22 protein-coding genes are annotated in these 24533 nt (G+C 41.0%); 19 read left to right on the top strand and 3 right to left on the bottom strand.

Annotated elements, in window-relative coordinates:
• Positions 1 to 2 precede the first annotated feature (2 nt).
• The 7 genes from atpE to atpC all read left to right on the top strand — a co-directional run bounded on the left by atpE (position 3) and on the right by atpC (position 5536).
• On the top strand, positions 3 to 227 hold the full coding sequence (gene atpE, locus ACTQXY_RS08635) for an ATP synthase F0 subunit C (RefSeq protein ID WP_441659143.1): 225 nt from the start codon (positions 3 to 5) through the stop codon (positions 225 to 227).
• 71 nt (positions 228 to 298) lie between these two features.
• Complete coding sequence (gene atpF / locus ACTQXY_RS08640) at positions 299 to 802, top strand: F0F1 ATP synthase subunit B (RefSeq protein WP_004614405.1); 504 nt, start codon at positions 299 to 301, stop codon at positions 800 to 802.
• Complete coding sequence (gene atpH / locus ACTQXY_RS08645; RefSeq protein WP_147611731.1) at positions 783 to 1280, top strand: ATP synthase F1 subunit delta; 498 nt, start codon at positions 783 to 785, stop codon at positions 1278 to 1280. The genes atpF and atpH overlap by 20 nt, the downstream gene beginning before the upstream one ends.
• A gap of 4 nt (positions 1281 to 1284) precedes the next feature.
• Complete coding sequence (atpA, locus tag ACTQXY_RS08650) at positions 1285 to 2790, top strand: F0F1 ATP synthase subunit alpha (RefSeq protein WP_441659144.1); 1506 nt, start codon at positions 1285 to 1287, stop codon at positions 2788 to 2790.
• Between the two features lies 1 nt (position 2791).
• On the top strand, positions 2792 to 3685 hold the full coding sequence (gene atpG, locus ACTQXY_RS08655; RefSeq protein ID WP_373207341.1) for an ATP synthase F1 subunit gamma: 894 nt from the start codon (positions 2792 to 2794) through the stop codon (positions 3683 to 3685).
• 21 nt (positions 3686 to 3706) lie between these two features.
• A complete protein-coding gene (gene atpD / locus ACTQXY_RS08660) occupies positions 3707 to 5098 on the top strand; it encodes a F0F1 ATP synthase subunit beta (protein ID WP_071144684.1) in 1392 nt (463 codons plus the stop codon).
• 15 nt (positions 5099 to 5113) lie between these two features.
• On the top strand, positions 5114 to 5536 hold the full coding sequence (gene atpC, locus ACTQXY_RS08665; protein WP_441659145.1) for an ATP synthase F1 subunit epsilon: 423 nt from the start codon (positions 5114 to 5116) through the stop codon (positions 5534 to 5536).
• 87 nt (positions 5537 to 5623) lie between these two features.
• Here atpC and ACTQXY_RS08670 read toward each other — a convergent pair whose 3' ends face one another.
• From ACTQXY_RS08670 to ACTQXY_RS08680, 3 genes are all read right to left on the bottom strand, one after another.
• Positions 5624 to 6505, bottom strand: a complete 882-nt coding sequence (locus ACTQXY_RS08670; RefSeq protein WP_441659146.1) for a metallophosphoesterase — start codon at positions 6503 to 6505, stop codon at positions 5624 to 5626.
• Between the two features lie 2 nt (positions 6506 to 6507).
• Positions 6508 to 7320 (bottom strand): DUF4474 domain-containing protein, encoded by an 813-nt coding sequence (locus ACTQXY_RS08675; RefSeq protein WP_441659147.1) that lies wholly within the window; start codon positions 7318 to 7320, stop codon positions 6508 to 6510.
• Between the two features lie 140 nt (positions 7321 to 7460).
• Positions 7461 to 9179 (bottom strand): DUF885 domain-containing protein, encoded by a 1719-nt coding sequence (locus tag ACTQXY_RS08680; RefSeq protein ID WP_441659148.1) that lies wholly within the window; start codon positions 9177 to 9179, stop codon positions 7461 to 7463.
• 181 nt (positions 9180 to 9360) lie between these two features.
• On the opposite strand from ACTQXY_RS08680, the gene ACTQXY_RS08685 reads away from it, so the two are divergent.
• The 12 genes from ACTQXY_RS08685 (at position 9361) to ACTQXY_RS08740 (ending at position 24381) form a co-directional block, all read left to right on the top strand.
• Positions 9361 to 10362: a helix-turn-helix domain-containing protein gene (locus ACTQXY_RS08685; RefSeq protein ID WP_441659149.1), complete on the top strand. Its 1002-nt coding sequence runs from the start codon at positions 9361 to 9363 to the stop codon at positions 10360 to 10362.
• 216 nt (positions 10363 to 10578) lie between these two features.
• Entirely contained in the window at positions 10579 to 11424 is an 846-nt protein-coding gene (locus ACTQXY_RS08690) for a PRD domain-containing protein (RefSeq protein WP_441659150.1), read from the top strand.
• Between the two features lie 136 nt (positions 11425 to 11560).
• Positions 11561 to 13423 (top strand): beta-glucoside-specific PTS transporter subunit IIABC, encoded by a 1863-nt coding sequence (locus ACTQXY_RS08695; protein ID WP_441659151.1) that lies wholly within the window; start codon positions 11561 to 11563, stop codon positions 13421 to 13423.
• Positions 13424 to 13427: 4 nt separating this feature from the next.
• Positions 13428 to 14867 (top strand): family 1 glycosylhydrolase, encoded by a 1440-nt coding sequence (locus tag ACTQXY_RS08700; protein ID WP_441659152.1) that lies wholly within the window; start codon positions 13428 to 13430, stop codon positions 14865 to 14867.
• A gap of 271 nt (positions 14868 to 15138) precedes the next feature.
• Positions 15139 to 16020, top strand: coding sequence for a hypothetical protein (locus ACTQXY_RS08705; protein ID WP_441659153.1), 882 nt, complete (start codon positions 15139 to 15141; stop codon positions 16018 to 16020).
• 518 nt (positions 16021 to 16538) lie between these two features.
• Complete coding sequence (gene metG / locus ACTQXY_RS08710; RefSeq protein ID WP_441659154.1) at positions 16539 to 18470, top strand: methionine--tRNA ligase; 1932 nt, start codon at positions 16539 to 16541, stop codon at positions 18468 to 18470.
• 104 nt (positions 18471 to 18574) lie between these two features.
• Positions 18575 to 19561 (top strand): diaminopimelate dehydrogenase, encoded by a 987-nt coding sequence (locus tag ACTQXY_RS08715; protein ID WP_441659155.1) that lies wholly within the window; start codon positions 18575 to 18577, stop codon positions 19559 to 19561.
• A 10-nt stretch (positions 19562 to 19571) separates the two neighbouring features.
• The gene (locus ACTQXY_RS08720; protein ID WP_441659161.1) at positions 19572 to 20333 is read left to right on the top strand and encodes a TatD family hydrolase; all 762 of its coding nucleotides are present in this window, start codon (positions 19572 to 19574) and stop codon (positions 20331 to 20333) included.
• A 9-nt stretch (positions 20334 to 20342) separates the two neighbouring features.
• Entirely contained in the window at positions 20343 to 21215 is an 873-nt protein-coding gene (gene rsmA, locus ACTQXY_RS08725) for a 16S rRNA (adenine(1518)-N(6)/adenine(1519)-N(6))-dimethyltransferase RsmA (protein WP_441659156.1), read from the top strand.
• Positions 21216 to 21238: 23 nt separating this feature from the next.
• The gene (locus tag ACTQXY_RS08730; protein WP_441659157.1) at positions 21239 to 21919 is read left to right on the top strand and encodes a TIGR00266 family protein; all 681 of its coding nucleotides are present in this window, start codon (positions 21239 to 21241) and stop codon (positions 21917 to 21919) included.
• A 137-nt stretch (positions 21920 to 22056) separates the two neighbouring features.
• The gene (locus ACTQXY_RS08735; protein WP_441659158.1) at positions 22057 to 23427 is read left to right on the top strand and encodes a citrate synthase; all 1371 of its coding nucleotides are present in this window, start codon (positions 22057 to 22059) and stop codon (positions 23425 to 23427) included.
• Between the two features lie 12 nt (positions 23428 to 23439).
• Entirely contained in the window at positions 23440 to 24381 is a 942-nt protein-coding gene (locus ACTQXY_RS08740; protein ID WP_441659159.1) for an alpha/beta fold hydrolase, read from the top strand.
• Positions 24382 to 24533 lie beyond the last annotated feature (152 nt).

The raw sequence follows: 24533 nt of genomic DNA on the forward strand, positions 1-24533 counted from the left end.
TTATGTCAACATTAATCGCAATTGGAGCAGGTATTGCAGTTTTAACAGGTATTGGAGCAGGTATCGGTATTGGTATCGCAACATCAAAAGCAGTGGATGCAATCGCAAGACAGCCGGAAGCAGAGAGCAAGATCAGTAAATCACTCTTACTTGGATGTGCCTTAGCCGAAGCAACAGCTATTTACGGTTTCGTTATCGCATTATTAATCATCTTATTCTTAAAATAATTTTTATAGTTCACGTATCAGACAACGGTGTGAATATTAACAAATAATATACAGGAAGGCAGGTTATCAGGATGCTTAGTTTAAGTGTTTCAAACCTTGTTATCACCATTATTAACATATTGGTACTGTATTTGCTGCTGAGAAAGTTTTTGTACAAGCCGGTTATGGGAATCATTGAGAAAAGAGATGAAATGATCAAAACTCAGCTTGAAACTGCAAAAAAGACGGAACAGGATGCTATGCAGTTGAAAGCTCAGTATGAGAATTCGTTGAATGATGCACATGACGAATCTTTGAGAATTGTGGAAAATTCAAAGGCAAGAGCACAGGAAGAATATTCAAGAATTGTCAAAGAGGCAGATGAGCAGGCTGGAAAAATCATTGACAATGCGAGAAAGACTGTGGAATTAGACAGAGAAAAAGCAGTGCGCGGCATGGAAAAAGAAGTTGCCAATCTTGCACTTGTGGCAGTTTCAAAAATGCTTGGAGAGCAGAAAAATGCGGCGGCAAATCAGGCACTATACGGACAATTTTTATCCCAGGTAGGTGAGCAAAATGACGCAAACGGCAATTAATTATGCGAAAGTTCTTTATGAGTTAGGAATTGACAAAACGATCATAGAAGAGACAGAAGAAGCTTTCAAGAAAGTGCCAAAGCTTAGAACCTCCCTGATGAGTCCGATTATTCCAATTCAGGTAAAACACAGCATTATAGAAAAAGTATTTCAAAAGGAAATCAAAAATTTCCTGAAAATTTTATGCGACTACCATAGCGTAGAAGTAATTGAAGATATATTTTCCGCATACAAAGAGTACTATAACGAACAGAACGGAATTTTACCGGCAGTTCTTACGTATGTGGCTTGCCCTAGTGAACAGCAGTTAGAGCAAATGAAAACATTTTTATGTAAAAAGTATCATGTAAAAGAAGTAGAGTGGCAGCTTGAACAGGATGATAAGCTGCTCGGAGGATTTATTTTGCATGTGAAAGACTATGAATATGACTGGAGTCTGCGTGGCCGTATGAACCAGTTAAGATTGATCTGGAGGTGAAAGTGTGAGCTCAATTAGTTCAGAAGAAATTATTTCTATTTTGAAAAGTGAGATAGAAAATTATGAGTTAGAAACAAAAGACCAGGAGGTCGGAACTGTTATCTGGATCAGTGACGGAATTACAACTGTTTACGGAATTGACCATGCAATGTATGGAGAGATTGTTATCTTTGAAACAGGCGTAAAAGGTATGGTTCAGGATATCAGAAGAAATGAGATCGGTGTCATTTTACTTGGAAAAGACACAGGAATCAAAGAAGGTACAAAGGTAACAAGAACAGGAAAGAAAGCCGGAATTCCGGTTGGAGATGCATACTTAGGAAGAGTTGTGGATGCTCTGGGAGCACCAATTGATGGAAAAGGAGATATTCCTTCTGACGGATACCGTCCGATTGAACAAGAGGCACCTGGAATTATTGATCGTAAATCAGTCAGTGTTCCGCTTGAGACAGGAATCTTGGCAATTGACTCTATGTTCCCGATTGGACGCGGACAGAGAGAGTTGATTATCGGTGACAGACAGACAGGTAAGACATCTATTGCAACAGATACGATCATCAACCAAAAAGGAAAAGATGTTATCTGTATTTATGTTGCAATCGGACAGAAAGCATCTACAATTGCAAAAATTGTATCAACTCTTACAAAAAATGATGCCATGGATTATTCGATTGTTGTATCTGCGACAGCGAGTGATTCTGCACCGTTACAATATATTGCACCGTACTCAGCAACAGCGCTTGCAGAGTATTTTATGCACAAAGGGAAAGATGTGCTGATTGTGTACGATGATTTATCAAAACATGCAGTTGCATATCGTGCATTATCGTTGTTATTGGAACGTTCTCCTGGACGTGAGGCATATCCTGGAGATGTATTTTACTTGCATTCAAGATTGTTGGAACGTTCCAGCAGATTGAGTGATGAGCTTGGTGGTGGTTCGATTACCGCACTTCCGATTATTGAGACACAGGCAGGAGACGTTTCTGCGTATATTCCTACTAACGTAATTTCTATTACAGACGGACAGATTTTCCTTGAGAGTGATCTGTTTTTTGCAGGTATGAGACCGGCGGTCAATGTAGGTCTTTCTGTATCGCGTGTAGGTGGAGCAGCACAGACAAAGGCAATGAAAAAAGTTGCCGGAAGTATCCGTATCGACCTTGCACAGTTCCGTGAGATGGAAGTGTTTACACAGTTTAGTTCGGATTTGGATGCAGCAACAAAAGAGCAGTTACAATATGGTAAAGGTTTGATGGAACTGTTAAAACAACCACTGTGCCATCCAATGAGTTTACATGAACAGGTTATCACGTTGTGCGTGGCAACACATAAAGTATTAGTTGATGTAGAGATTTCAAAAATCAAAGATTTCCAGAAGGATATGCTGAATTTCTTTGAAATAGAACATGCAGAGATTGTAAATGAAATTGAAGAAAAGAAAGTATTGTCCGACGAATTAATTGATAAAATTGTAGAGTTAGCAAAAGAATTCAAGAGCAGGTGTTAGTATGGCAAATACAAGAGAGCTGCAAAGCAGAATGAAAAGTATAAAAGATACGATGAAGATCACAAGTGCTATGCATATGATTGCCTCTTCTAATTTACAGAAAGCGAAAAAGAATTTGGAAGAGACAGAGCCGTATTTTTATACATTGCAAATCATGATTGCCGGTATTCTTGGACATATGCAGGGTGGGATTGAACATCAGTATTTTGATGAGCGTCCGGAGATAAAAGAAGCTGACAGAAAGAAAGGCTATATTGTGGTAACGGCAGATAAAGGTCTTGCAGGAGGATATAACCATAATGTTATCAAGCTGGCTCAGGAGTTTTTAGATAAGCCGGGACATAATGAGTTGTTTGTGCTGGGACAGCTTGGAAGAAGTTATTTTCAAAAGAAAAATGTGGATGTAGATACTTCTTTTAAATATACAGTGCAAAAACCAACGATGCACCGTGCAAGAGTGATTGCTGAGAAGATGCTGGATTTATTCAATCGAAAAGAATTGGATGAGGTGCATATTATTTATACAAGAATGGAGAATGCGGTGGAGATGGTGGCTGAGACAAAGCAGCTTCTTCCACTTCAGTCAGGAGCATTTTGTCAGGTCCCGGCGGGAATTCAGCTGGATGAGATTCCGATGCTTCCGACACCAAAGGATGTATTGGATTGTATCATTCCGAATTATGTGACTGGATTTATTTACGGATCACTTGTTGAGTCGTTCTGTAGTGAACAGAATTCAAGAATGATGGCAATGGATGGTGCCACAAAGAGTGCAAAAGAAATTTTGCGTAATCTGAATATCGAATTTAACCGAGTGAGACAGGCTGCCATTACGCAGGAGATCACAGAGGTAATCAGTGGTGCAAAAGCACAGAAAAAGAAGAAAGCAAAATAACAGAAGGGAGGTTGCAAACGCATGAATAAAGGGAAAATCGTACAGGTTATGGGACCTGTCGTCGACGTGGAATTTGAAAATAATGATATTCCATATATCAAAGATGCGTTGGAAGTAGATAACAATGGGAAACGCTGCGTGATGGAAGTTGCACAGCACATTGGAAATAATACAGTACGTTGTATCATGCTGAATGCCAGTGAAGGATTGAGCAGAGATATGGAAGTAACTGCAACCGGATCAGGGATTAAAGTACCTGTAGGAGATAAGACATTGGGGCGTTTATTTAACGTTCTTGGAGATACAATTGATGGCGGTGAGTCTTTGGAGAATGAAGAGCATTGGGTAATTCACAGAGAGGCTCCTACATTTGAAGAACAAAGTCCTGTAGTAGAGATTTTGGAGACAGGTATCAAAGTTATCGATCTTTTGGCTCCATATGCAAAAGGTGGTAAGATTGGTCTGTTCGGTGGTGCCGGTGTAGGTAAGACCGTGTTGATTCAGGAATTGATTCGTAATATCGCAACAGAGCATGGAGGATATTCTATCTTTACCGGAGTAGGAGAACGTTCCAGAGAAGGAAATGACTTGTGGTCGGAGATGAAAGAGTCAGGGGTTCTTGACAAGACTGCTTTGGTGTTCGGTCAGATGAACGAGCCGCCTGGATCGCGTATGCGTGTGGCTGAGACAGGGCTTACCATGGCAGAATATTTCCGTGATGAACAACATCAGAATGTATTGTTGTTTATTGATAATATTTTCCGTTTCGTACAAGCTGGTTCAGAAGTTTCCGCGCTTCTTGGACGTATGCCTTCAGCAGTAGGATATCAGCCAACTCTTGCAAATGAAGTCGGTGAACTGCAGGAGAGAATCGCGTCTACAAAAAATGGTTCTGTAACATCTGTACAGGCTGTTTATGTGCCGGCTGATGACTTGACTGACCCGGCTCCGGCGACAACATTTGCCCACTTGGATGCGACAACTGTATTGTCAAGAAAGATTGTAGAACAGGGAATTTACCCGGCGGTAGATCCGCTCGAATCAAACTCTCGTATTCTGGAAGCAGATGTTGTGGGAGAAGAACACTATGAAGTAGCAAGAAATGTACAGGCTATCTTGCAGAAATATAAAGAACTTCAGGATATCATTTCCATCTTAGGTATGGAAGAGTTATCAGAAGAAGATAAGACAACTGTTTACCGGGCAAGAAAGGTACAGAGATTTTTATCTCAGCCATTCTTTGTAGCGGAAAACTTTACAGGAATTCCGGGAAGATATGTTCCATTAAAAGAGACAATCCGCGGATTTAAAGCAATCATTGATGGTGAGATGGATCAGTATCCGGAAGCTGCATTTTTTAATGTCGGTACAATTGATGATGTGATTGAAAAAGCAAAGTCAATGGAACATTAAAAGGAGCTGAGTGTTATGAAAACTACATTTAGTATCAGATTAATTGCCAGTGACCATCTCTTTTATGATGGTCCGTGTACCGGAGTGATTATTCCGGCACTGGATGGACAGCGGGAAGTGCTGGCACATCATGAGAGTGTGATCATGGCAATTGATTGCGGAGAATTGAAGATTAAGATGCCAGATGGGACATGGCAGATTGCGATTGTCGGAAGCGGGTTCGCACGAGTATCTCACGGACGAGTTTATGTGCTTGTAGATACAGCAGAACGTCCGGAAGAGATTGACGTAAAAAGAGCACAGGAAGCAAAAGAGCGTGCAGAAGAACAACTCAGACAGAAACAAAGCATACAGGAATACCATATTTCTTCTGCATCCTTGGCACGTGCAATGTCAAGATTGAGCGTATCCGGTAAGAGCGGGAATATAAATTTATAACAATTGGGGACGTAGTAAAATTGAATTTTACTACGTCCCTTTTTTGCACTTTGCCCTGTCCCTTTTTGAGCTTTACTACGTCCCCAATTAATATTCATCCACGCAAATTGGTCCGGCTAATTCTTCTCGTGAGACATACAGACTCATATCTTCGTGAGTATCCAGGCACCATTTCACGAGCGTCAGACAGCGGTGTTCAATTTCGATACAGGTGATACACCGTGGGTGCACGCAGCTTCCGGTATTAAAATAAGGGGAATCTTTTGTGCCGAGCATCGGGCGGTGGGTATGTCCTGTAATGAGGATATGATTTTCATTTTTTGCCCATCGGGTAAGTCGTTCTTCGATTTTCTGTTTTCTTGTGTGATTGCGTGCGGCACTGGTTGGATTGGAAAAACCGATTTGTTCCAGTGGACCCCAGACATAACGTACAAGAAAACGAGCTGTTTTCCAAAGGGTGCTGTTTAAAAAATCAGCTTGGTGTCCGTGAGTGAGATAAATGTCTTTTTTATGATTTTTATCCCAGAGAATAATCCCAGATTGAAACGTAATACCTGGAAATAACGGAAGGTAACATTGGGTTGCATCGCAATAATAAGCCTTACATTTCAAGGTGGCAAAAGAGGAATTCTGTTTTACAATATCATGGTTGCCGTAGATCGAATATAGCCGTTTTTGATAGTAGAACTGGGACAGAAGCCAAAAAACATTGCTGTGTATTTCAAGAATCCGGTCAAAGGATCGGTTTTCCCAAAGTTCATCCCCATCCCCCAATTCAATATACGTAAAATTATTTTGGTAATAGTGTTGTAAGGCTGCAAAGTATAAATGCTGGTTTTTTAGAAAATTATCATTGGAAGTGCCAACTCCCCGGTGGCAGTCACTGAACAGAACATACTTAGAATTGTCACTGAGAGGGAGCTTTAATGCCCCCTCAAATGCTTTTGAAATTCTTGTTTCATATCCCATAATTATTGCCTCCTACAGCCACAACGGCGAATATATTTTCGTTTGTAGCCACGAACATGCATTGTCTTTTGAAATGCAAACGGAAGAAAATAGTAAAGATAGAGAAGCCGATCTAAAGAAAGACAAAATGGTCGGGTAGCAAATAAAAAGAGCCGACAAAACATACGGTTTTTCCATTGAGAGAACCAGGCAGCTAATTTTTGCAGACAATTTTTATGGCGGCAAAGAGGTTTCATGTCAAAAGTCAATGTCAGTCCGCAGATGGCGAGGTCACATCGACAGTAAGACTGTTTTAGGAGCCCTTCGATAAATGCATTCATCATCGCACAGTCTGGAAAGGTGATGGAGGCATTCAGGGAGAGCTGTTTTGGCCATGAAAATAACCCCATAGAAAATCCGGTGAGCCACCAATGAACGCAGGTCAGCCGAAAAACACATTTCCCATCTCGCATCAGCTCCATTGACATTTTTAACATATCTGAATCGTCGACCGGCTGGAATAATGTGGTGTCAAGCTGTTCTTGTGAGACAATGTGGTCTGCATGGTATACGCCGATTTCCCCTCCGGTGTTGACTCCGTATTGTCCTTTCCAGAGCTGAATCATCCAGGTTTTATCGTTGTAGTCAAAGTAGACCGGAAGATAGTCGAACACCATATTAAAATGAACAGCGCCTCGGTTATAAAGTGACTGATATCCCATTTTGCGCTGCCAGGCATCACGTGTGGAAGTAAAAATGTCCTGATCAGCCAGATAGGAAAATCCCATCGGTTCAATGATCGTATTTAGCAAATTACATTTTTCTTCCAGCGTCATACAGCAAATTTTACGTATAATACATTTTTTTCGAGAGTGATTGATTACAAAGAAAAACAGTAGTATGATGATGAAAATACTAAAAAGGATATACATAAATTCCCTTTCTTTCATAATGGTATTGCTATATTGTATGCAGATTACAACCATTTTTCCACTACATCAAACGGAGCGGGACCAATATCCAATATCGACTTATGGAATTTTTTTTGTGAGAACTTTTCTTTCTTCTTTTTGAGTGACGCTTTTTTCAAATCTAAAATTTCCAAATATCCCACATAATATTTTAAATAATTGGCAGGATCAGAGATAATCAGCTGATAAATTTCTCGAATTGCCTTCTCGTCTTTGATTCCGTAAGAAGTAAAAAACTGAGTGGTCTGTGCAAGACTCCAATTGTCGTAGTGAATACCGATGTCGGCAGCCGCATAAAGCCCGAGGAGGACAGAGCTGTTTTTTTGCAGCAGCGTGGCGTACGGTTTTTCCAAAGAACTCAGATAATAGGAGCACATTTCAGCGTAGGTCGCCCAGCCTTCCACGTAACCGCTGAAATTTAAAAGATTTCGGAGTGGGTCCGGATTGGTATTGGCATAGTAGGTAGTCTGATAGAGATGTCCCGGATAGCCTTCGTGTGCCAGTGTCGTAAACAGGCGAATATCTTCCATAGTATGAGCCTGATTGATATAGATGACATTTTCGGAAGTATTGTCGATGGAAGGTATCATGTAAAATGCCGGACTTAAGTATGGTTCCAATGCGTCTGGGACATATTTAATCCGCGTGGTGACATTTGCAGGTTTTGGAAATGCATCGGTAATATTTTGCTCCAAATCCTGTATGATAGCAGACGGCGGAACGTCGTAAGTGACGGAAGTTTCCCGAGAGAGAGTTGGATTTTTGGCGGCAACTGTCTGCATATCAATGAGGTCGGAGCTAATCTGAGCATAGATTCGTTTTTGAATTTCTTCTACCGTATGCGGAGAACCTGTGTCACGGGAAACAAGATAAGCATAGTAATCTTTTCCATTTGGCAAATTGCAGAGACCTTTCGTATTTTTACCAGAGCCTTTGAGCTTAGTGAGTGCAGACACAAGGTGCTCGTAGGCGGGCAAAATCGAAGAAGAGAGAAGTTCATGATTTTGGCTGATATAACTTTGTTTTTGTTCCGCTGTCACATTTTCCAGTGCAGAGAGCCGTTCTTCAAACGTGGATAGTAGATAGTTAGAATCGCCCATAGCAAGAAATGCGTTGCATTGTTCCAAAATGGAGTCGACGGTGTAATCTGCCATGAACAATCCGGTATCCGATTTTTTCTGTTCAAACTGAATGAGGGAATCAAAGTATTGCGGTGTCGTCTTAAGGAGGGCTAAATAGGTTTCGATATCTTTTGCAGAAAAAAATTGATACTCAGCGAGCAGAACTGGAAGTTGTGCCTGAATGCCGGTGACCGGACTGAGTGGTTCTTCGTAGAGACTGTACGGAATCCCTTTTTTTGCAGTATCCAGATAAGAAGAAAGGACATCGTATGTGATTTGATTTTCTTTCGACAGAGTATCATAGGAAAATTTATCGAGCACCGCACTACAGTTTTCAAGAGCTGCGTAGGAAGCGGTTTCATCTACATCGAAGGAACCATATGTAATCGGAATTTCTTTGATACCGTAGGATTCTGGATTTTGCAAGGTATAGTGAAGACCGATTGTTGTGGAAACGACATCTTGCTCAAACAGATTTCGGGTAAAATTTTGAAATGCAGTATTCGCATTTGTCGGAATGGAGGGAGAAGAACAACTGGTGAGAAGGATGGTGATAGCGAGAAAAAATGAAATAAGAGATACGTAATATTTTTTCTGTTTCATAAAAGACTCCAGAGCGTTTTTAGTATCTTATGTGGGATGCGGGGAATGTATGACAGCAGGAAGTGGCGTGTTTTCGGCATTTGCAACTGCCGGTTGACACATTTTCAAGGGGAGTTGGTAGATTGCAACTGGAAAATGGATTAGAGTTGTGGTATAAATTCAATACAGGAGGAGAGATAATATGATTTTAGCGGAAAAGATTATGGAGCTGAGAAAGAAAAATGGTTGGTCTCAGGAGGAACTTGCTGAGAAGATTCACGTGTCGAGGCAGTCTGTGTCGAAGTGGGAGAGCAGCGCTTCTATTCCGGACCTGAGTAAAATTCTGCTGCTGAGTCAAGTGTTTGGCGTGAGTACGGATTATCTGTTGAGAGACGATATAGAAGAAACACAAAAGGCAGAAATTTTTGTAGAGGAGACGGTGGAGAAAGCGGCAGGCGGTGAAACCATTTATAAAATTTCTCTGGAAGAGTCGAAGGAATATATAAAGGATAGACGGTGTGCGGCAAAGAGAATCGGAGTGGGGGTTGTTTTGTGTATTTTGAGTCCGGTGATATTAATTTATTTGGCAAGTATGGCGGAATACGGAAAGATCGGAATCAGTGAAGATGTGGCAGGAGGCATAGGAATTGCTGCATTAATTTTGTTGGTGATTCCGGCAGTCGCTCTTTTTATCACAACCGGAATGAAAATGGAAAAATACCAGTATATTGATACAGAAATCATTGAGTTGGAATACGGCGTTACCGGAATTATCAAAGAGAAAAAACAAGGGTATTCGGAACGTTATACAATGGGAATTGTAATTGGTGTCAGTCTATGCATCATATCAATTCTTCCACTTATTGTGATGGGGGCGTTTGGACTTCCGGATCACCTGTTAGTGACAGGAATTGTTTTTTTATTTATGATTGTTGCTGTTGCGGTCTATCTTTTGATTCAGGTGTGCATGGTCAGAGAGACATACGACAGATTGCTGCAGGAAGGAGAATATACGGCGAAAGCCAAAAAGATAGACAGGAAAACAGAAAAATGGGCTGCCATCTATTGGCCACTGGTGACGGCAGTGTATCTTGGATATAGTTTGTATACATTTGACTGGGGAAGAAGTTGGATCATATGGCCTGTCGCAGCAGCATTCTCAGCGGTGTTGAAAGCGATATTCGGGGAAAGTGAAGAGATGTAAAATAAATAATGGAATTATTTAAAAAGAAAAATATTATTGTGAAAACCACTAAAAATCGCAAGAAATATTTGTGTAATGTGCCGCTGGACAAAATTAATGTATTTTGCTAATATATACATGTAGATTAGATTGTTACTCTTTGAGGCATTACTAATAGTACCTGTTTAGTGAAAATGAGGTGTTTAGTGTCTTGAGGAGTTTTTTTATTGGAGAGAGATGCAAGTAATTAAGAAATTAAACAATAATTTTGCCATTTGTATCGATGGTGAGGGAAAAGAACTGATTGCTGTCGGTAAAGGTATTGGATTTCCCAAAACTCCATATGAGGTTGAAGACCTGAACTTGATCACACGGACATTTTACGATATTGACCCAAAGTATATTGAACTTTTCAAGGATATTCCGGAAAAAGTGATTCATTTTACAGCGAAACTTGTGGAGATTGCAAAAAATGAGCTGGGGTATGAGATGAACCCGAATTTGGTCGTGACGATGTCCGATCACATTCACTTTAGTATTCAGAGGGCACAGAAAAATATCGATGTACAGATGCCATTGATTTATGAGGTGGAGCAGACATTTCCAGCGGAGGCACGCATTGGAAAATATGCGGTGAAGCAGATAGAACGCAGATTCAATGTTCAGTTAGATCCGAATGAAGCTTCGGGAATTGCAATGAATTTTGTAAATGCCCGATATGATACAAGGCTTAAGACGGATGTGGCTGATCAGTTGAAGAAGCAATATCAGGAGATTCTGGAAGACACGATCAGTATCGTGGAAGATGAGATAGGAATTGTGATTGACAGAGATTCATTCAATTTTGCACGTTATTCCTCGCATCTGATGTATCTGCTAGACCGGATTGCAGGAAACAAGATGCTTTATTCAGACAATGGAATCATGTATCAGAGCATGAAAGATGAGTTTCCGGGGATTGCGGCATGTGTCGAATTGCTGGAACGATATTTTAAAAGAAAATGTGGTATTATACTTTCAAAAGAAGAAAAATTATATCTGATTCTGCATATTAACAGGATATGTACGAGAGAAGGATTGTAACCATTTGGGCATTACCTTCCATGGCAGAGACGGCGTATAGCGGCTCTGTTGTGGGAGGTTTTTGTTTTCTCGGGGCAGGTGCACATGAATCGAGAAGATATTTTAGAAAACGTAGTAACGATAAGGAGAAAAAATTATGGCAGAGAAAAACAGACAGATTGCAGAGGCAGTCGTAAAAGCAGTTGGTGGCACTGCGAATATTACGTCGGTGACACACTGCATGACCAGATTAAGATTTGTTCTGAAGGACAAAAGTATTCCAAACAAAAAAGAGGTAGAAAAGATTCCGGGTGTGATGGGAGTCAATATTGCGGGGGGACAGTATCAGGTGATCATCGGAAACTCCGTGGGAAATGTCTACAAGGAAGTAGTAGCTGCAACCGGTATTTCTGATACAGCGGTCGGAAGCGGTGCAGCAGAGCATATAGAAAAAGTTAATCCGATTGTTGTGGCGCTGGACTTTATTGCAGGGTGTATGACACCGCTGTTCACAGCGATTATTGCAGGTGGTCTTGTGAAGGTACTGCTCGTCATTTTTGGTCCGACACTTTTGAATGTGATGCAGACGACAAGTGACACCTATATTTTGATGAATGCACTTGGAGACGCTCCGTTTTATTTCTTGCCGGTGCTGGTGGCGTTCACGGCATCCAGAAAGCTGAATTGTAACTCGTATCTTTCTGTGATGGTTGCCTCGGTATTGATTTATCCGGACGTGATCACGTTGCTTGCCGGTGATAGTGCGACACATCTGTTTAGTGTGATACCGGTAGTACATGGAAGTTATTCGTCTTCGATTATTCCGGCGATGTTATCAACACTGCTTTTAAAATATGTGGAGAAACTTGTTGATCGAATCACACCGGAGTGGTCAAAAAGCTTTTTGAAACCGCTTTTGATTGTAATGATTGTAACTCCGATTACCCTCTGTGCAATCGCACCGCTTGGATTAATTATAGGAAATGGTCTGCAATTCGTAATCAACGGAATTTATGGATTTGCACCATGGCTTGCGATGATGCTGTTTGCCGGATTTATGCCGTTTATCGTAATGACTGGAATGCACTGGGCATTCGTGCCGGCGTCTATGCTTGGAATTTCCGGTGTGGGATATGATTTGATGTTGCTTCCGGCAATGTTGTGCAGCAACACTGCTCAGGCGGGAGCTACATTTGGAGCAGCATTTAAGACAAAAGATAAAGAAATGAAAAAGATGGCATTTCCGGCGGCTGTATCTGCATTGCTTGCAGGGGTAACAGAACCGGCAATGTATGGAGTTACTCTGAAGTTGAAAAAGCCTATGGTTGCAGCGTGTATTTCCGGTGGAATCGGTGGATTGATCGTAGGAATTTTACAGGTAAAATCTTATGCATTTGTGACTCCGTCCATGACATCTTTGGTACAGTTCATTTCTCCGGACGGAGGGAAAAACTTTTTATATGCAGTAATCATTTTTGCAGTGACACTCGTACTTTCTTTTGTACTCTCCTTTATTCTCACAAAGGGTGAGGCAGAGGAGGAAGCTGTAGAAGAAGCAGAATTACAGAAGAGCGCAGCTGTTCTTACCGGAAAAGTAGAAATCGAAGCGCCGGTAAAAGGAAAGGTGATTTCACTCACAGAAGTAAAGGATAATACATTTGCGACAGGCATCCTCGGAGAAGGATTTGCGATTGTGCCGTCAGAAGGAAAAGTATATGCACCTTTTGACGGAGTGTGTGAAAATCTATTTGATACATTACATGCGATTGGAATCACATCCGACAATGGAATCGAGATGTTGATTCATGTAGGACTCGAAACGGTAGCTTTGAAAGGAGAGCCATTCAAGGCACATATCGGAAATGGAGAGCATTTTAAAAAGGGAGCGCTTCTGCTGGAATTTGATATAGATGCTATTCAAAAAGCCGGATGCGAGATTCAGACTCCGGTGATCATCACCAATGCGGAAGAGCTCGGTGGAGTAACAGTAGAAAATGAAAGACTTGTGATAGGAGGATAAGAAGATGGGATTTTCTGAAAAATTTTTGTGGGGCGGCGCTACAGCTGCCAATCAGTGTGAAGGTGCATGGAACGAAGATGGAAAAGGTGTGTCCGTTTCTGATATTTGTACAGGAGGGAAATTTGGACAGAGCAAGCGAATTACTCCGGTGTTGGAGGAGGGGACATTTTATCCGAGTCACGAGGGGATTCGTCACTATGAAAAGTTCCGAGAGGACATCGCACTCTTTGCGGAAATGGGATTCAAATGCTATCGTTTTTCAATTGCATGGACAAGAATTTTCCCAAACGGCGACGAGAAAGAGCCAAACGAGGCAGGTTTAAGACACTATGAGGAAGTGATTGATGAATGTCTGAAATACGGAATTGAACCGATTATTACCATCTCGCATTATGAAGTACCATTTGGATTGACGAAGAAATGTAATGCATGGGTGAGCAGAGAAATGATCGATTATTATCTCAATTATTGCCGCGCAATTTTCGAGCGTTATAAAGGGAAGGTAAAATACTGGCTTACATTTAATGAGATCAACAGCTCTGTGGCGCCGATGGGAGCGCTTTTGAATCAGGGAATTTTAAATGATTTGGAAAATCCTACGGTGTTCATGGAACAGCCGGACATTCCGCAGCAGAGATTTCAGGGACTTCATCACATGTTCGTTGCATCTGCACTTGCCGTGAAGATGGCGCATGAGATCGATCCGGAATATAAAGTCGGAAATATGATGATTTACGCGGCGAGTTATCCGCTGACATGCAATCCAAAGGATGTTCTTGTCTGCCAGAAATACAATCGGCTTTACAATTATTACTGCGCAGATGTGCAGGCATACGGAGCATATCCGGCATATGCAGATTCTCTTCTGAAAGAGATGGGAGTTGTGTTGGAGAAAGAAGCAGGAGATGAAGAAATCTTAAAGAACGGAACAGTAGATTTTATCACATTTTCTTATTATATGTCTTCTTGCCAGACAGCAGATTCAAAAGAAAAGAGCGGGGAGGGAAATATCCTCGGAGGAGTTTTAAATCCATATCTGAAAGCCTCAGACTGGGGATGGCAGATCGATCCGGAAGGACTGCGTTATGCGTTGAATGACTTAAGTGACAGATATCATTTACCACTGATGGTTGTAGAAAACGGATTGGGGGCAAAGGACGTATTGGAAGAGGATCAAACGGTGAATGATGACTACCGCATTGATTATCTCAGACAGCATATTGAACAGATGAAGCTTGCGGTGGAAGATGGGGTGGATCTGATGGGATATACACCGTGGGGCTGCATTGACCTTGTATCTGCATCCACCGGAGAATATGCAAAACGTTACGGAATGATTTACGTGAGAAGATATGATGACGGAACAGGAGACTTTGCACGTCTGAAGAAAAAATCATTTTACTGGTATCAGCAGGTGATCAAAACAAACGGAGAAGAATTGTAATCAGATTGGAAAAAGAGATGCATTGTGTCGGTGCATCTCTTTTGGTCAAAAATATTGTAATATGGGACTTATCGTGCTATGATTAATACTACAAATCAAACATTCTATATTTTCTAAAATTCCGTGGCGTTCGTCACAAGAAATCCGATTTGTATTTTATGAAAAAGTTATAGTTTATTCTGTATTAAAAAGGTAGGTGGCGCCTATGAAAGTATGCTCTTTTCATTGATTCATAGATTTGTATTTGATAAAATGTAAAGGAGGAAAACATTTGGTAGAACATAAGATAAATAAGAAGTATAAAGACAGGGTATTCCGAGTTATTTTCCATGAGAAAAAGGATTTGCTGGAGCTTTACAATGCGATTAATGACAGTAATTATACGAATCCCGATGATTTAACTATCACAACGATTGAAGACGTGGTCTATATGGGGATGAAAAATGATCTGTCCTTTATCATTGGTGATGTGATGAATCTCTATGAACATCAGAGCTCGTTCAGTCCCAACTTACCGTTGCGTGGCTTATTCTATTTTTCATCGTTGTATCGGGATTACATTGAGCCGGTGAAATATCGATTGTATTCCACATCGCCACTACATATTCCGTTCCCACAGTATATTGTATTTTACAATGGAACAAAAAAGGAGCCGGAACGTCAGGAGTTAAAGTTGAGTGATTTGTTTATTGAGGACAAATGGGAAATGAATCCAGCACTGGAATGTACAGCAGTTGTGCTTAATATTAATTTGGGGAAGAATCGAGAATTAATGGAAAAGTGTAAGCAATTGAGAGAATATGCAGAGTTTATTGCAACAATCCGCAAGTATCTTGCAGAAGGGATGCAGTTTGAAAAGTCAGTGGAGATTGCAGTGGATAATTGTATTAAAAATGGAATTCTTGCAGATGTACTTCAAAAAAATCGAGCGGAGGTCGTAGATATGATTTTGACAGAATATGACGAAGAAGAATTTCGAAAAGCCTTGAGGGAAGACTTACGAAATGAGGGATTGGCTGAAGGGATTAAAGCAACAATTCGTATTTGCATGAAATGTGATATTTCTAAAGACCAGGCAAGGAAGAATTTGATGGAAGAATTCTCATTGCCACAAGAAGAAATAGAAAAGTACTTGGATAAGTATTGGAAGTAGACTGATGTGTGACTACAGTTCACTCCACGCAATTCGCAAAACGCACTTTCAGTGCTTTTCCGCTGTAAACAGCTATTTTTGCTCATAAACGGGCGTTCCCTTCATCAGTCTGCAACAAATGAGTCCTCATGCAAGCATGAACTCATTTACTATTGACTGATGTGCGAATTGTAATAAAAAAGAAAAATGGGAATCTTGACACTGGGAAAATCCTGTGATACGCTTTTCTCATGTGAGATAACATTAAAAACAGGAAACGCAATGATGGAAAGAGTAGATATTTCAGACATTTACAGAGAAGTCTCATGAAGCTGAGAAGAGACGATGAAAGAGATATCGAAGATGGCTCCTGAGCGGTGTGCCAAGCTGAAAGATTTTAGTGAAGTACAATGGGTTCGCCCTTTATAGCGAAAGAGTATGGTGTATGAACATACTTGATAAGGTTTATACTGTGAAGTATAAGCGAAGAGAAGTGGTAACACGGTATCAGACCCGTCTTCTTAACTTTTGTTGGGAAGATGGGTTTCATTTTTTATACAAAAAGGAGTAGGAACATGGACAAGAAGAAATTTTATATGACGACAGCGATTGCCTACACATCGGGCAAGCCGCATATTGGAAACACATATGAATTTGTACTTGCAGATGCGATTGCAAGATACAAGAGAAGTCAGGGATATGATGTATTTTTCCAGACAGGAACTGACGAACACGGACAGAAAATTGAGTTGAAGGCGGAGGAAGCAGGCGTTTCACCAAAGGAATTTGTGGATAAAGTTGCCGGGGAAGTAAAGGCGATTGCCGATATGATGAATACTTCTTATGACAAATTCATTCGTACAACAGATGATTACCATGAGAAACAAGTTCAGAAGATTTTCAAAAAATTATATGAACAAGGGGATATTTACAAAGGACACTACGAAGGAATGTACTGTACACCTTGTGAGTCATTTTTCACAGAATCTCAGTTAGTAGACGGGAAATGTCCGGACTGTGGACGTGAGGTGCAGCCGGCACAGGAGGAAGCATATTTCTTCAAAATGAGCAAATATGCGGACAGACTGATTGAGCACATTAACACGCATCCGGAATTTATTCAGCCGGTTTCCCGTAAAAATGAGATGATGAACAATTTCTTATTGCCGGGTCTTCAGGATCTTTGTGTATCGAGAACTTCATTTAAATGGGGAATTCCGGTAGACTTTGACCCAAAACATGTCGTATATGTATGGCTTGATGCGCTGACAAACTACATTACGGGAATTGGTTATGACTGTGATGGCGAGAGCACAGAACAGTTCAAAAAAGACTGGCCTGCTGACTTGCATTTGATCGGAAAAGATATCATTCGTTTCCATACAATTTACTGGCCGATTTTCTTGATGGCATTGGATTTGCCACTGCCGAAACAGATTTTCGGACATCCATGGCTTTTGCAGGGTGACGGAAAGATGAGTAAATCAAAAGGAAATGTAATCTACGCAGACGAGCTTGTGAATATGTTCGGCGTGGATGCTGTCCGTTACTTTGTGCTGCATGAGATGCCATTCGAAAATGATGGTGTGATCACATGGGAGCTGATGGTAGAGCGTATGAACTCTGATCTTGCAAATACACTTGGAAATCTTGTGAACAGAACAGTTTCCATGACAAATAAATATTTTGGCGGAAGCGTGACTGACAAGGGAGTAGCAGGGGATGTAGATGCAGACTTGAAGGCGGTTGTAGACGGCACTCCGACAGCTGTCGAGGAGAAGATGGACAAACTTCGCGTGGCAGATGCGATCACAGAGATTTTCAATCTCTTCAAACGCTGCAACAAATACATTGATGAGACAATGCCTTGGGTACTTGCAAAAGATGAAGCGCAGAAAGACCGTCTTGAGACAGTGCTTTATAACTTGATTGACAGCATTTCCAAGGGAGCAGAATTATTGTCATCCTTTATGCCGGAGACATCTGAGAAGATTCTTGCTCAGTTGAACGGCGGAAATGTAACAGATAAGCCGGAGATCTTATTCCAGAGACTTGATTTGGAAGAAGTCATGAAAAAAGTGGAAGAGCTTCATCCACCGGTAGAGGAAGAAAAAGAAGAGGAAGGAATTGATATCGAAGCAAAAGAAGAGATCACATTTGACGATTTCATGAAGATGCAGTTCCAGGTTGGAGAGATTATCGCTTGTGAGGAAGTAAAAAAATCGAAAAAATTACTTTGCTCGCAGGTGAAAATCGGAAGTCAGGTAAAACAGATTGTGTCAGGTATCAAAGGACATTATACAGCAGAAGAGATGGTTGGAAAAAAAGTGATGGTACTTGTGAATCTGAAACCGGCAAAACTTGCAGGGGTTCTGTCAGAAGGTATGCTTTTATGTGCGGAAGACGCAGAAGGCAATCTTGCGCTGATGACACCGGAAAAAACAATGCCGGCAGGCGCGGAAATTTGTTAAAATTAGTTCACGTAGAAGTCAAAAAGGGACAGGGCAAAATTCAATTGGGGACGTAGTAAAATTGAATTTTACTACGTCCCCAAAGTTGAAAGGAGAACAGAAAAATGAATAAAATCAGAATTGGTATTGTAGGTTATGGAAATATAGGACGTGGTGTGGAGCTTGCAATTGAGCGCAACGATGATATGGAGCTTGTGGCCGTTGTGACACGCCGTAATCCGGAGGATGTAAAGATTCTCACGGAAGGTGTGAAAAAGGTACATTTAGATGATGTACTTTCTCTGAAAGGAGAAGTGGATGTGATGATTCTGTGCGGCGGCTCTGCGACAGATCTCCCGGTTATGGGTCCACAGATTGCAAAGAACTTTAATATTATTGACAGTTTTGACACACACGCAAAGATTCCGGAATACTTTGCAAATGTAGATGCAGCAGCAAAAGAGGGAAATCATATTGGAATTATCTCTGTTGGCTGGGATCCGGGAATGTTTTCGCTGAACCGTATTTACGCAGAGTCTATTTTAGTACAGGGAAGCACTTACACATTCTGGGGAAAAGGTGTAAGTCAGGGACATTCTGATGCGATCCGTCGTGTAGAAGGAGTAAAAAACGGCATCCAGTATACAGTACCGATTGAAGCGGCAGTTGAAGAAGTAAGAAGTGGAAGTGAGCCGGAGCTTACGACAAGACAGAAGCATTTGCGTGAATGCTATGTTGTAGCGGAAGAAGGTGCGGACAAGGCACAGATTGAAAAAGCAATCAAGGAAATGCCAAACTATTTTGCAGATTATGACACAACAGTGACATTTATCACAGAAGAAGAATTAAAGGAAAATCACAGCAAAATGCCTCACGGTGGTTTTGTGATCCGCACAGGAGAGACAGGAAGAGAAGGAAATAAACATGTGATTGAGTATTCTTTGAAACTGGATTCAAATCCGGAGTTTACTTCAAGTGTTTTAGTTGCTTATGCGAGAGCGGCATACAGACTTTCCGCAAATGGTGAATGTGGGGCGAAGACAGTATTTGATATCGCGCCGGCATTATTGTCACAGAAGACTCCAGAACAGTTAAGAAAAGAGATTTTATAAGATGGAAGCAATGATATTTGAAAGCCATGCGCATTATGATGATGAGCAGTTTGAGGAAGACAGAACAGAGCTTTTAAATTCTATGCAAGAAAATGGCATTGGCACGATTATTAATGTCGGTGCCACTTTTCAATCCTGCACAGAAGTGGTACAATTGGCACAAGAGTATCCATTTATCTATGCGGCAGTAGGCGTGCATCCGGATGAAGTAGGAATACTGGATGAGGAAAAATTTGCATATTTGAGAGAACAGTGCAAGAAAGACAAGGTTGTGGCAGTTGGAGAAATTGGACTTGACTATTATTGGGATAACGAATCTCATGAGATACAGAAAAAATGGTTCCAAAGACAGCTTGAACTGGCGAGGGAATTCAACCTTCCGGTCATTATTCACAGCAGAGATGCGGCGGTGGACACGCTTGAGATGATGCAGCAGCATGCAAAAGGACTTCGCGGTGTAATTCATTGCTTTTCGTATTCAAAGGAGATGGCGCAGGAATATGTGAAGATGGGATTTCACATCGGTGTCGGAGGTGTTGTCACATTTAAGAATAGCAAGAAACTCAAAGAAGTTGTGGCAGATATACCGATGGAAAAGATTCTGCTGGAGACCGATTCGCCGTATCTTGCACCGGCTCCGAATCGAGGAAAACGCAATTCTTCTCTGAACATTCCTTATATCGCTCAGGAGATCGCGCAGCTCAAAGGAATCAGCTACGATGAAGTTGTTGCCCGCACAGAGAAAAATGGAAGAGATTTATTTAGAATTTGAGGTAAATATATGACAAAGCCAACATTAGGCAATCCGCAAAATACAATTGAAATATTACAAAAATACGATTTTTCATTTCAGAAAAAGTTTGGACAGAATTTTTTGATCGACACGCATGTGTTGGATAAAATCATCAGTTCAGCAGAGATTACGAAGGATGACTTTGTGCTGGAGATCGGACCGGGAATCGGGACGATGACACAGTATCTCGCATGTGCTGCAAGACAGGTTGTGGCGGTGGAGATCGACAAAGCATTGATTCCGATCTTGGAGGATACGTTGCAGGCATACGACAATGTGACTGTGATCAATGACGATGTGCTGAAAGTGGATATTCCAAAACTTGCAAAGAAATATAATGACAACAAGCCGATCAAAGTGGTTGCAAATCTGCCGTATTATATTACGACACCGATTATTATGGGCTTGTTTGAAAGCCATGTACCGATTGAAAGTATTACTGTCATGGTGCAAAAAGAGGTGGCGGATCGGATGCAGGTGGGGCCGGGAACCAAAGATTACGGGGCACTTTCCCTCGCTGTGCAGTATTACGCAGAACCATATATTGTTGCGAATGTGCCGCCGAATTGTTTTATGCCAAGACCAAAGGTTGGTTCGGCAGTCATTCGTCTGACACGTCATAAAGAACCGCCGGTACAGGTTGAAAATGAAAAATTAATGTTCCAGATTATCCGTGCTTCTTTTAACCAGAGAAGAAAAACACTTGCCAACGGACTGAATAATTCGCCGGAGATTCATCTTCCGAAAGAAGTGATCACAACTGCGATCGAAAGTCTTGGAAAAGGTCCGAGTGTGAGAGGTGAGGCTTTGACATTGCAGGAATTTGCGATGCTTAGTGATAGAATTAATCAAAATCTATAACTTCAGAAAAAGGAGGGATTCATATGCGTTATGAAATCAAGGGAGAAACATTACCAGTTGTTGTTTGTTATTTGGAATCTGGTGAAAAAATGATCACAGAGCGTGGCTCAATGTCGTGGATGTCACCGAATATGGAGATGCAGACGACATCAAACGGAGGTATCGGAAAAGTATTTGGAAGAGCATTTTCAGGAGAAGCTTTATTCCAAAATACGTACACAGCACAGGGCGGAAATGGAATGATCGCATTTGCTTCAAGTTTTCCGGGATCTATCAAGGCATTTCAGGTATCACCTGGAAATGAGATGATTTTTCAGAAAAGTGCGTTCCTTGCGGGAGAAGCAGGTGTGGAACTGTCGATTCATTTCCACAAAAAAGTGGGATCCGGATTATTTGGCGGAGAAGGATTCATTCTACAGAAGGTATCCGGTATGGGAACTGTTTTTGCTGAATTTGATGGCCATGTGGTCGAATATGAGTTACAGCCAGGACAGAAAATTGTAATTGATTCAGGACATCTTGCAGCGATGACACCAAGCTGCCAGATGGACATTCAGACAATCAAAGGATTGAAAAATGTCGTATTTGGAGGAGAGGGTCTGTTCAATACGGTGGTTACAGGACCAGGTCGAGTATGGCTTCAGACGATGCCGATCAGTAATGTAGCGGGAGCATTGAGACCGTTCTTCCCGTCAAGTAATTAGAATATTTTCAGAAAAGAGACAAATTTTACAAGAGTTGTCTCTTTTTTAATAAATCGTTCATGATATATTTGTTGTTTTTTTATTTACAATTTAGTATAATAAACTACAATACTTTAAAGACGGAAAGGGGAATGACTATGGCAAATTCAATAGACGAGTTATTGTTTGATATCACACCGGAGATTTTGCAGCTTGCAAAATTGTGTGAAGAAAGCAATGCAATTGAAAAAGAGTTATATACAGAGTATCAGGTAAAAAGAGGTCTGCGTGATCTTAACGGAAAAGGTGTTCTTGCCGGACTGACTAACATTTCTGATGTCTGTGCATCTCAGATTGTAGACGGTGAGGAAGTACCGTGTGAAGGAAATTTGTATTACCGAGGTTACAATATTAAAGATCTGGTGAATGGATTCTTAGCAGAGGGACATTACGGATTTGAAGAGACGACCTATCTGCTGTTGTTCGGGGAACTTCCGACAGAAGGGCAGTTGAATAGATTTACAGAAGCATTGTCAGAGAGAAGAACACTTCCACCGAATTTTGTGCGTGATATTATCATGAAAGCGCCAAGTAGAGATATGATGAATAGTCTGTCTCGCTCCATCTTGAATCTGTATTCTTACGATGAAAAAGCGGATGACACATCGATTCCGAATGTTCTGCGCCAGTGTCTGAATTTGATCAGCCAGTTCCCGATGTTAATGGTATATGGCTATCATGCTTACAATTATCGCAGAGGTGAAGATTTATATATCTATGCACCATTAAAAGAACTGTCTATGGCGGAAAATATTTTAATGATGCTTCGTGAAGATCGGAAATATACACCATTAGAGGCAAAGATTCTGGATATGGCGTTAGTATTACATATGGATCACGGCGGTGGAAATAACTCGACCTTTACGACACACGTTGTAACTTCATCCGGAACAGATACCTATTCGACTATGGCGGCAGCGATGGCATCTTTGAAAGGGCCAAAGCATGGTGGCGCCAATATTAAGGTGACACAGATGTTTGAAGATATGAAAGAACATTTGTCAGACTGGGAAGATAGGGATGCAGTTCGTAAATATTTGGAAGATCTGCTTGATAAAAAAGCATTTGATAAAAAAGGGCTGATTTATGGAATGGGACATGCAGTATATTCTGTTTCTGACCCAAGAGCGGATATCTTTAAGAAATTTGTAAAGCAGCTTGCAACGGAAAAAGGCTGCGAGAAAGAATATGCTTTGTATGAGATGGTAGAGCATATGGCACCTGAGGTTATCGGGGAAAAGCGTAGAATTTATAAAGGTGTTAACGCAAATGTCGATTTCTACAGTGGTTTGGTATATGGAATGCTTGGGCTTCCAAAAGCGCTTTATACACCGATTTTTGCGGCAGCACGTATCGTAGGTTGGAGTGCACATCGGTTAGAAGAGCTGAAGAATGTGGATAAGATCATCCGTCCGGCTTACAAGCCATTGTGTCCGCACAGAGATTATATAAGAATTCATGATAGATAGTAGATGATGTAAATGAACAAAAGAGTAGTAAAAAACGAATTTTATTATCCATCCAAAGACGCCACCACGCAGATCCATGCAATTGAGTGGATACCGGAGGGAAAAGTGGTGGCGGTATTGCAGATGTGCCATGGCATGGTGGAGCATATTGACCGTTACGATGAATTTGCACGATTTCTAGCAGAAAAAGGATATTATGTTGTGGGCCATGACCATCTAGGTCATGGCAAATCTGTCACGTCAAAAGATAAGCTTGGATTTTTTCATGAATCCAAAGGAAATACCTACGTGATAGGAGATATTCACCATTTGAGAAAGATAACGAAGAAAAAATATAAAGATGTACCATATTTTATGCTGGGACATAGTATGGGGTCTTTTCTGCTTCGACAGTATCTCGGGTTATATGGGGATGGGATTTCGGGAGCAATTGTGATGGGAACCGGAAGCAAGTCCAATCTGCTTCTTACAGCCGGCAAAGTGCTATGTCGTATCATTGCTTTTGGAAGAGGCTGGGAATATCGCAGTAAATTGGTGAACAATATGGCGTTTGGCGGTTTCAATAAGAAGTTCTCACAAGAGACAAATGGTTCTGATTGGCTGTCGAGAAATCCCGTTAATTCTCAAAATTATGCAAAAGATCCGTTATGCAGCTTTATGTTTACTGTCAATGCTTATTATCAGATGTTCTGTGGAATACAGGAGGTAAATCGTCAGGAGAAAAATGGGAAGCTACCAAAGACACTTCCTATATTTTTAGTGGCTGGAAAAGACGATCCTGTTGGTAACTTTGGAAAGAGTGTGGAAAACATTTATAAAGATTACAAATCATGTGGAATAGAAGATGTTTCCATAAAGTTATATGAAAATGACCGCCATGAGATTTTAAATGAAGTGGATCGTAGTCTGGTTTTTCACGATTTGCTGACTTGGATGGAAAAACGAAAAAGGTAGACAAAAAAAGAAAGCTGTGACAGCTTTCTTTTTTGGTTATTTAAAGGAATGAGGGATTATCGGACTGGTTTATATCGTGTTACAAAGTGCTGTAAAGCCCGGAAATACGGGCTTTTTTAAAATTAACCGTTTCATAGTTTGTTATATTTAAT

It is taken from the genome of Faecalimonas sp. LCP19S3_D12 (assembly GCF_052121495.1).
In the GTDB taxonomy this organism is placed as follows: domain Bacteria; phylum Bacillota; class Clostridia; order Lachnospirales; family Lachnospiraceae; genus Faecalimonas.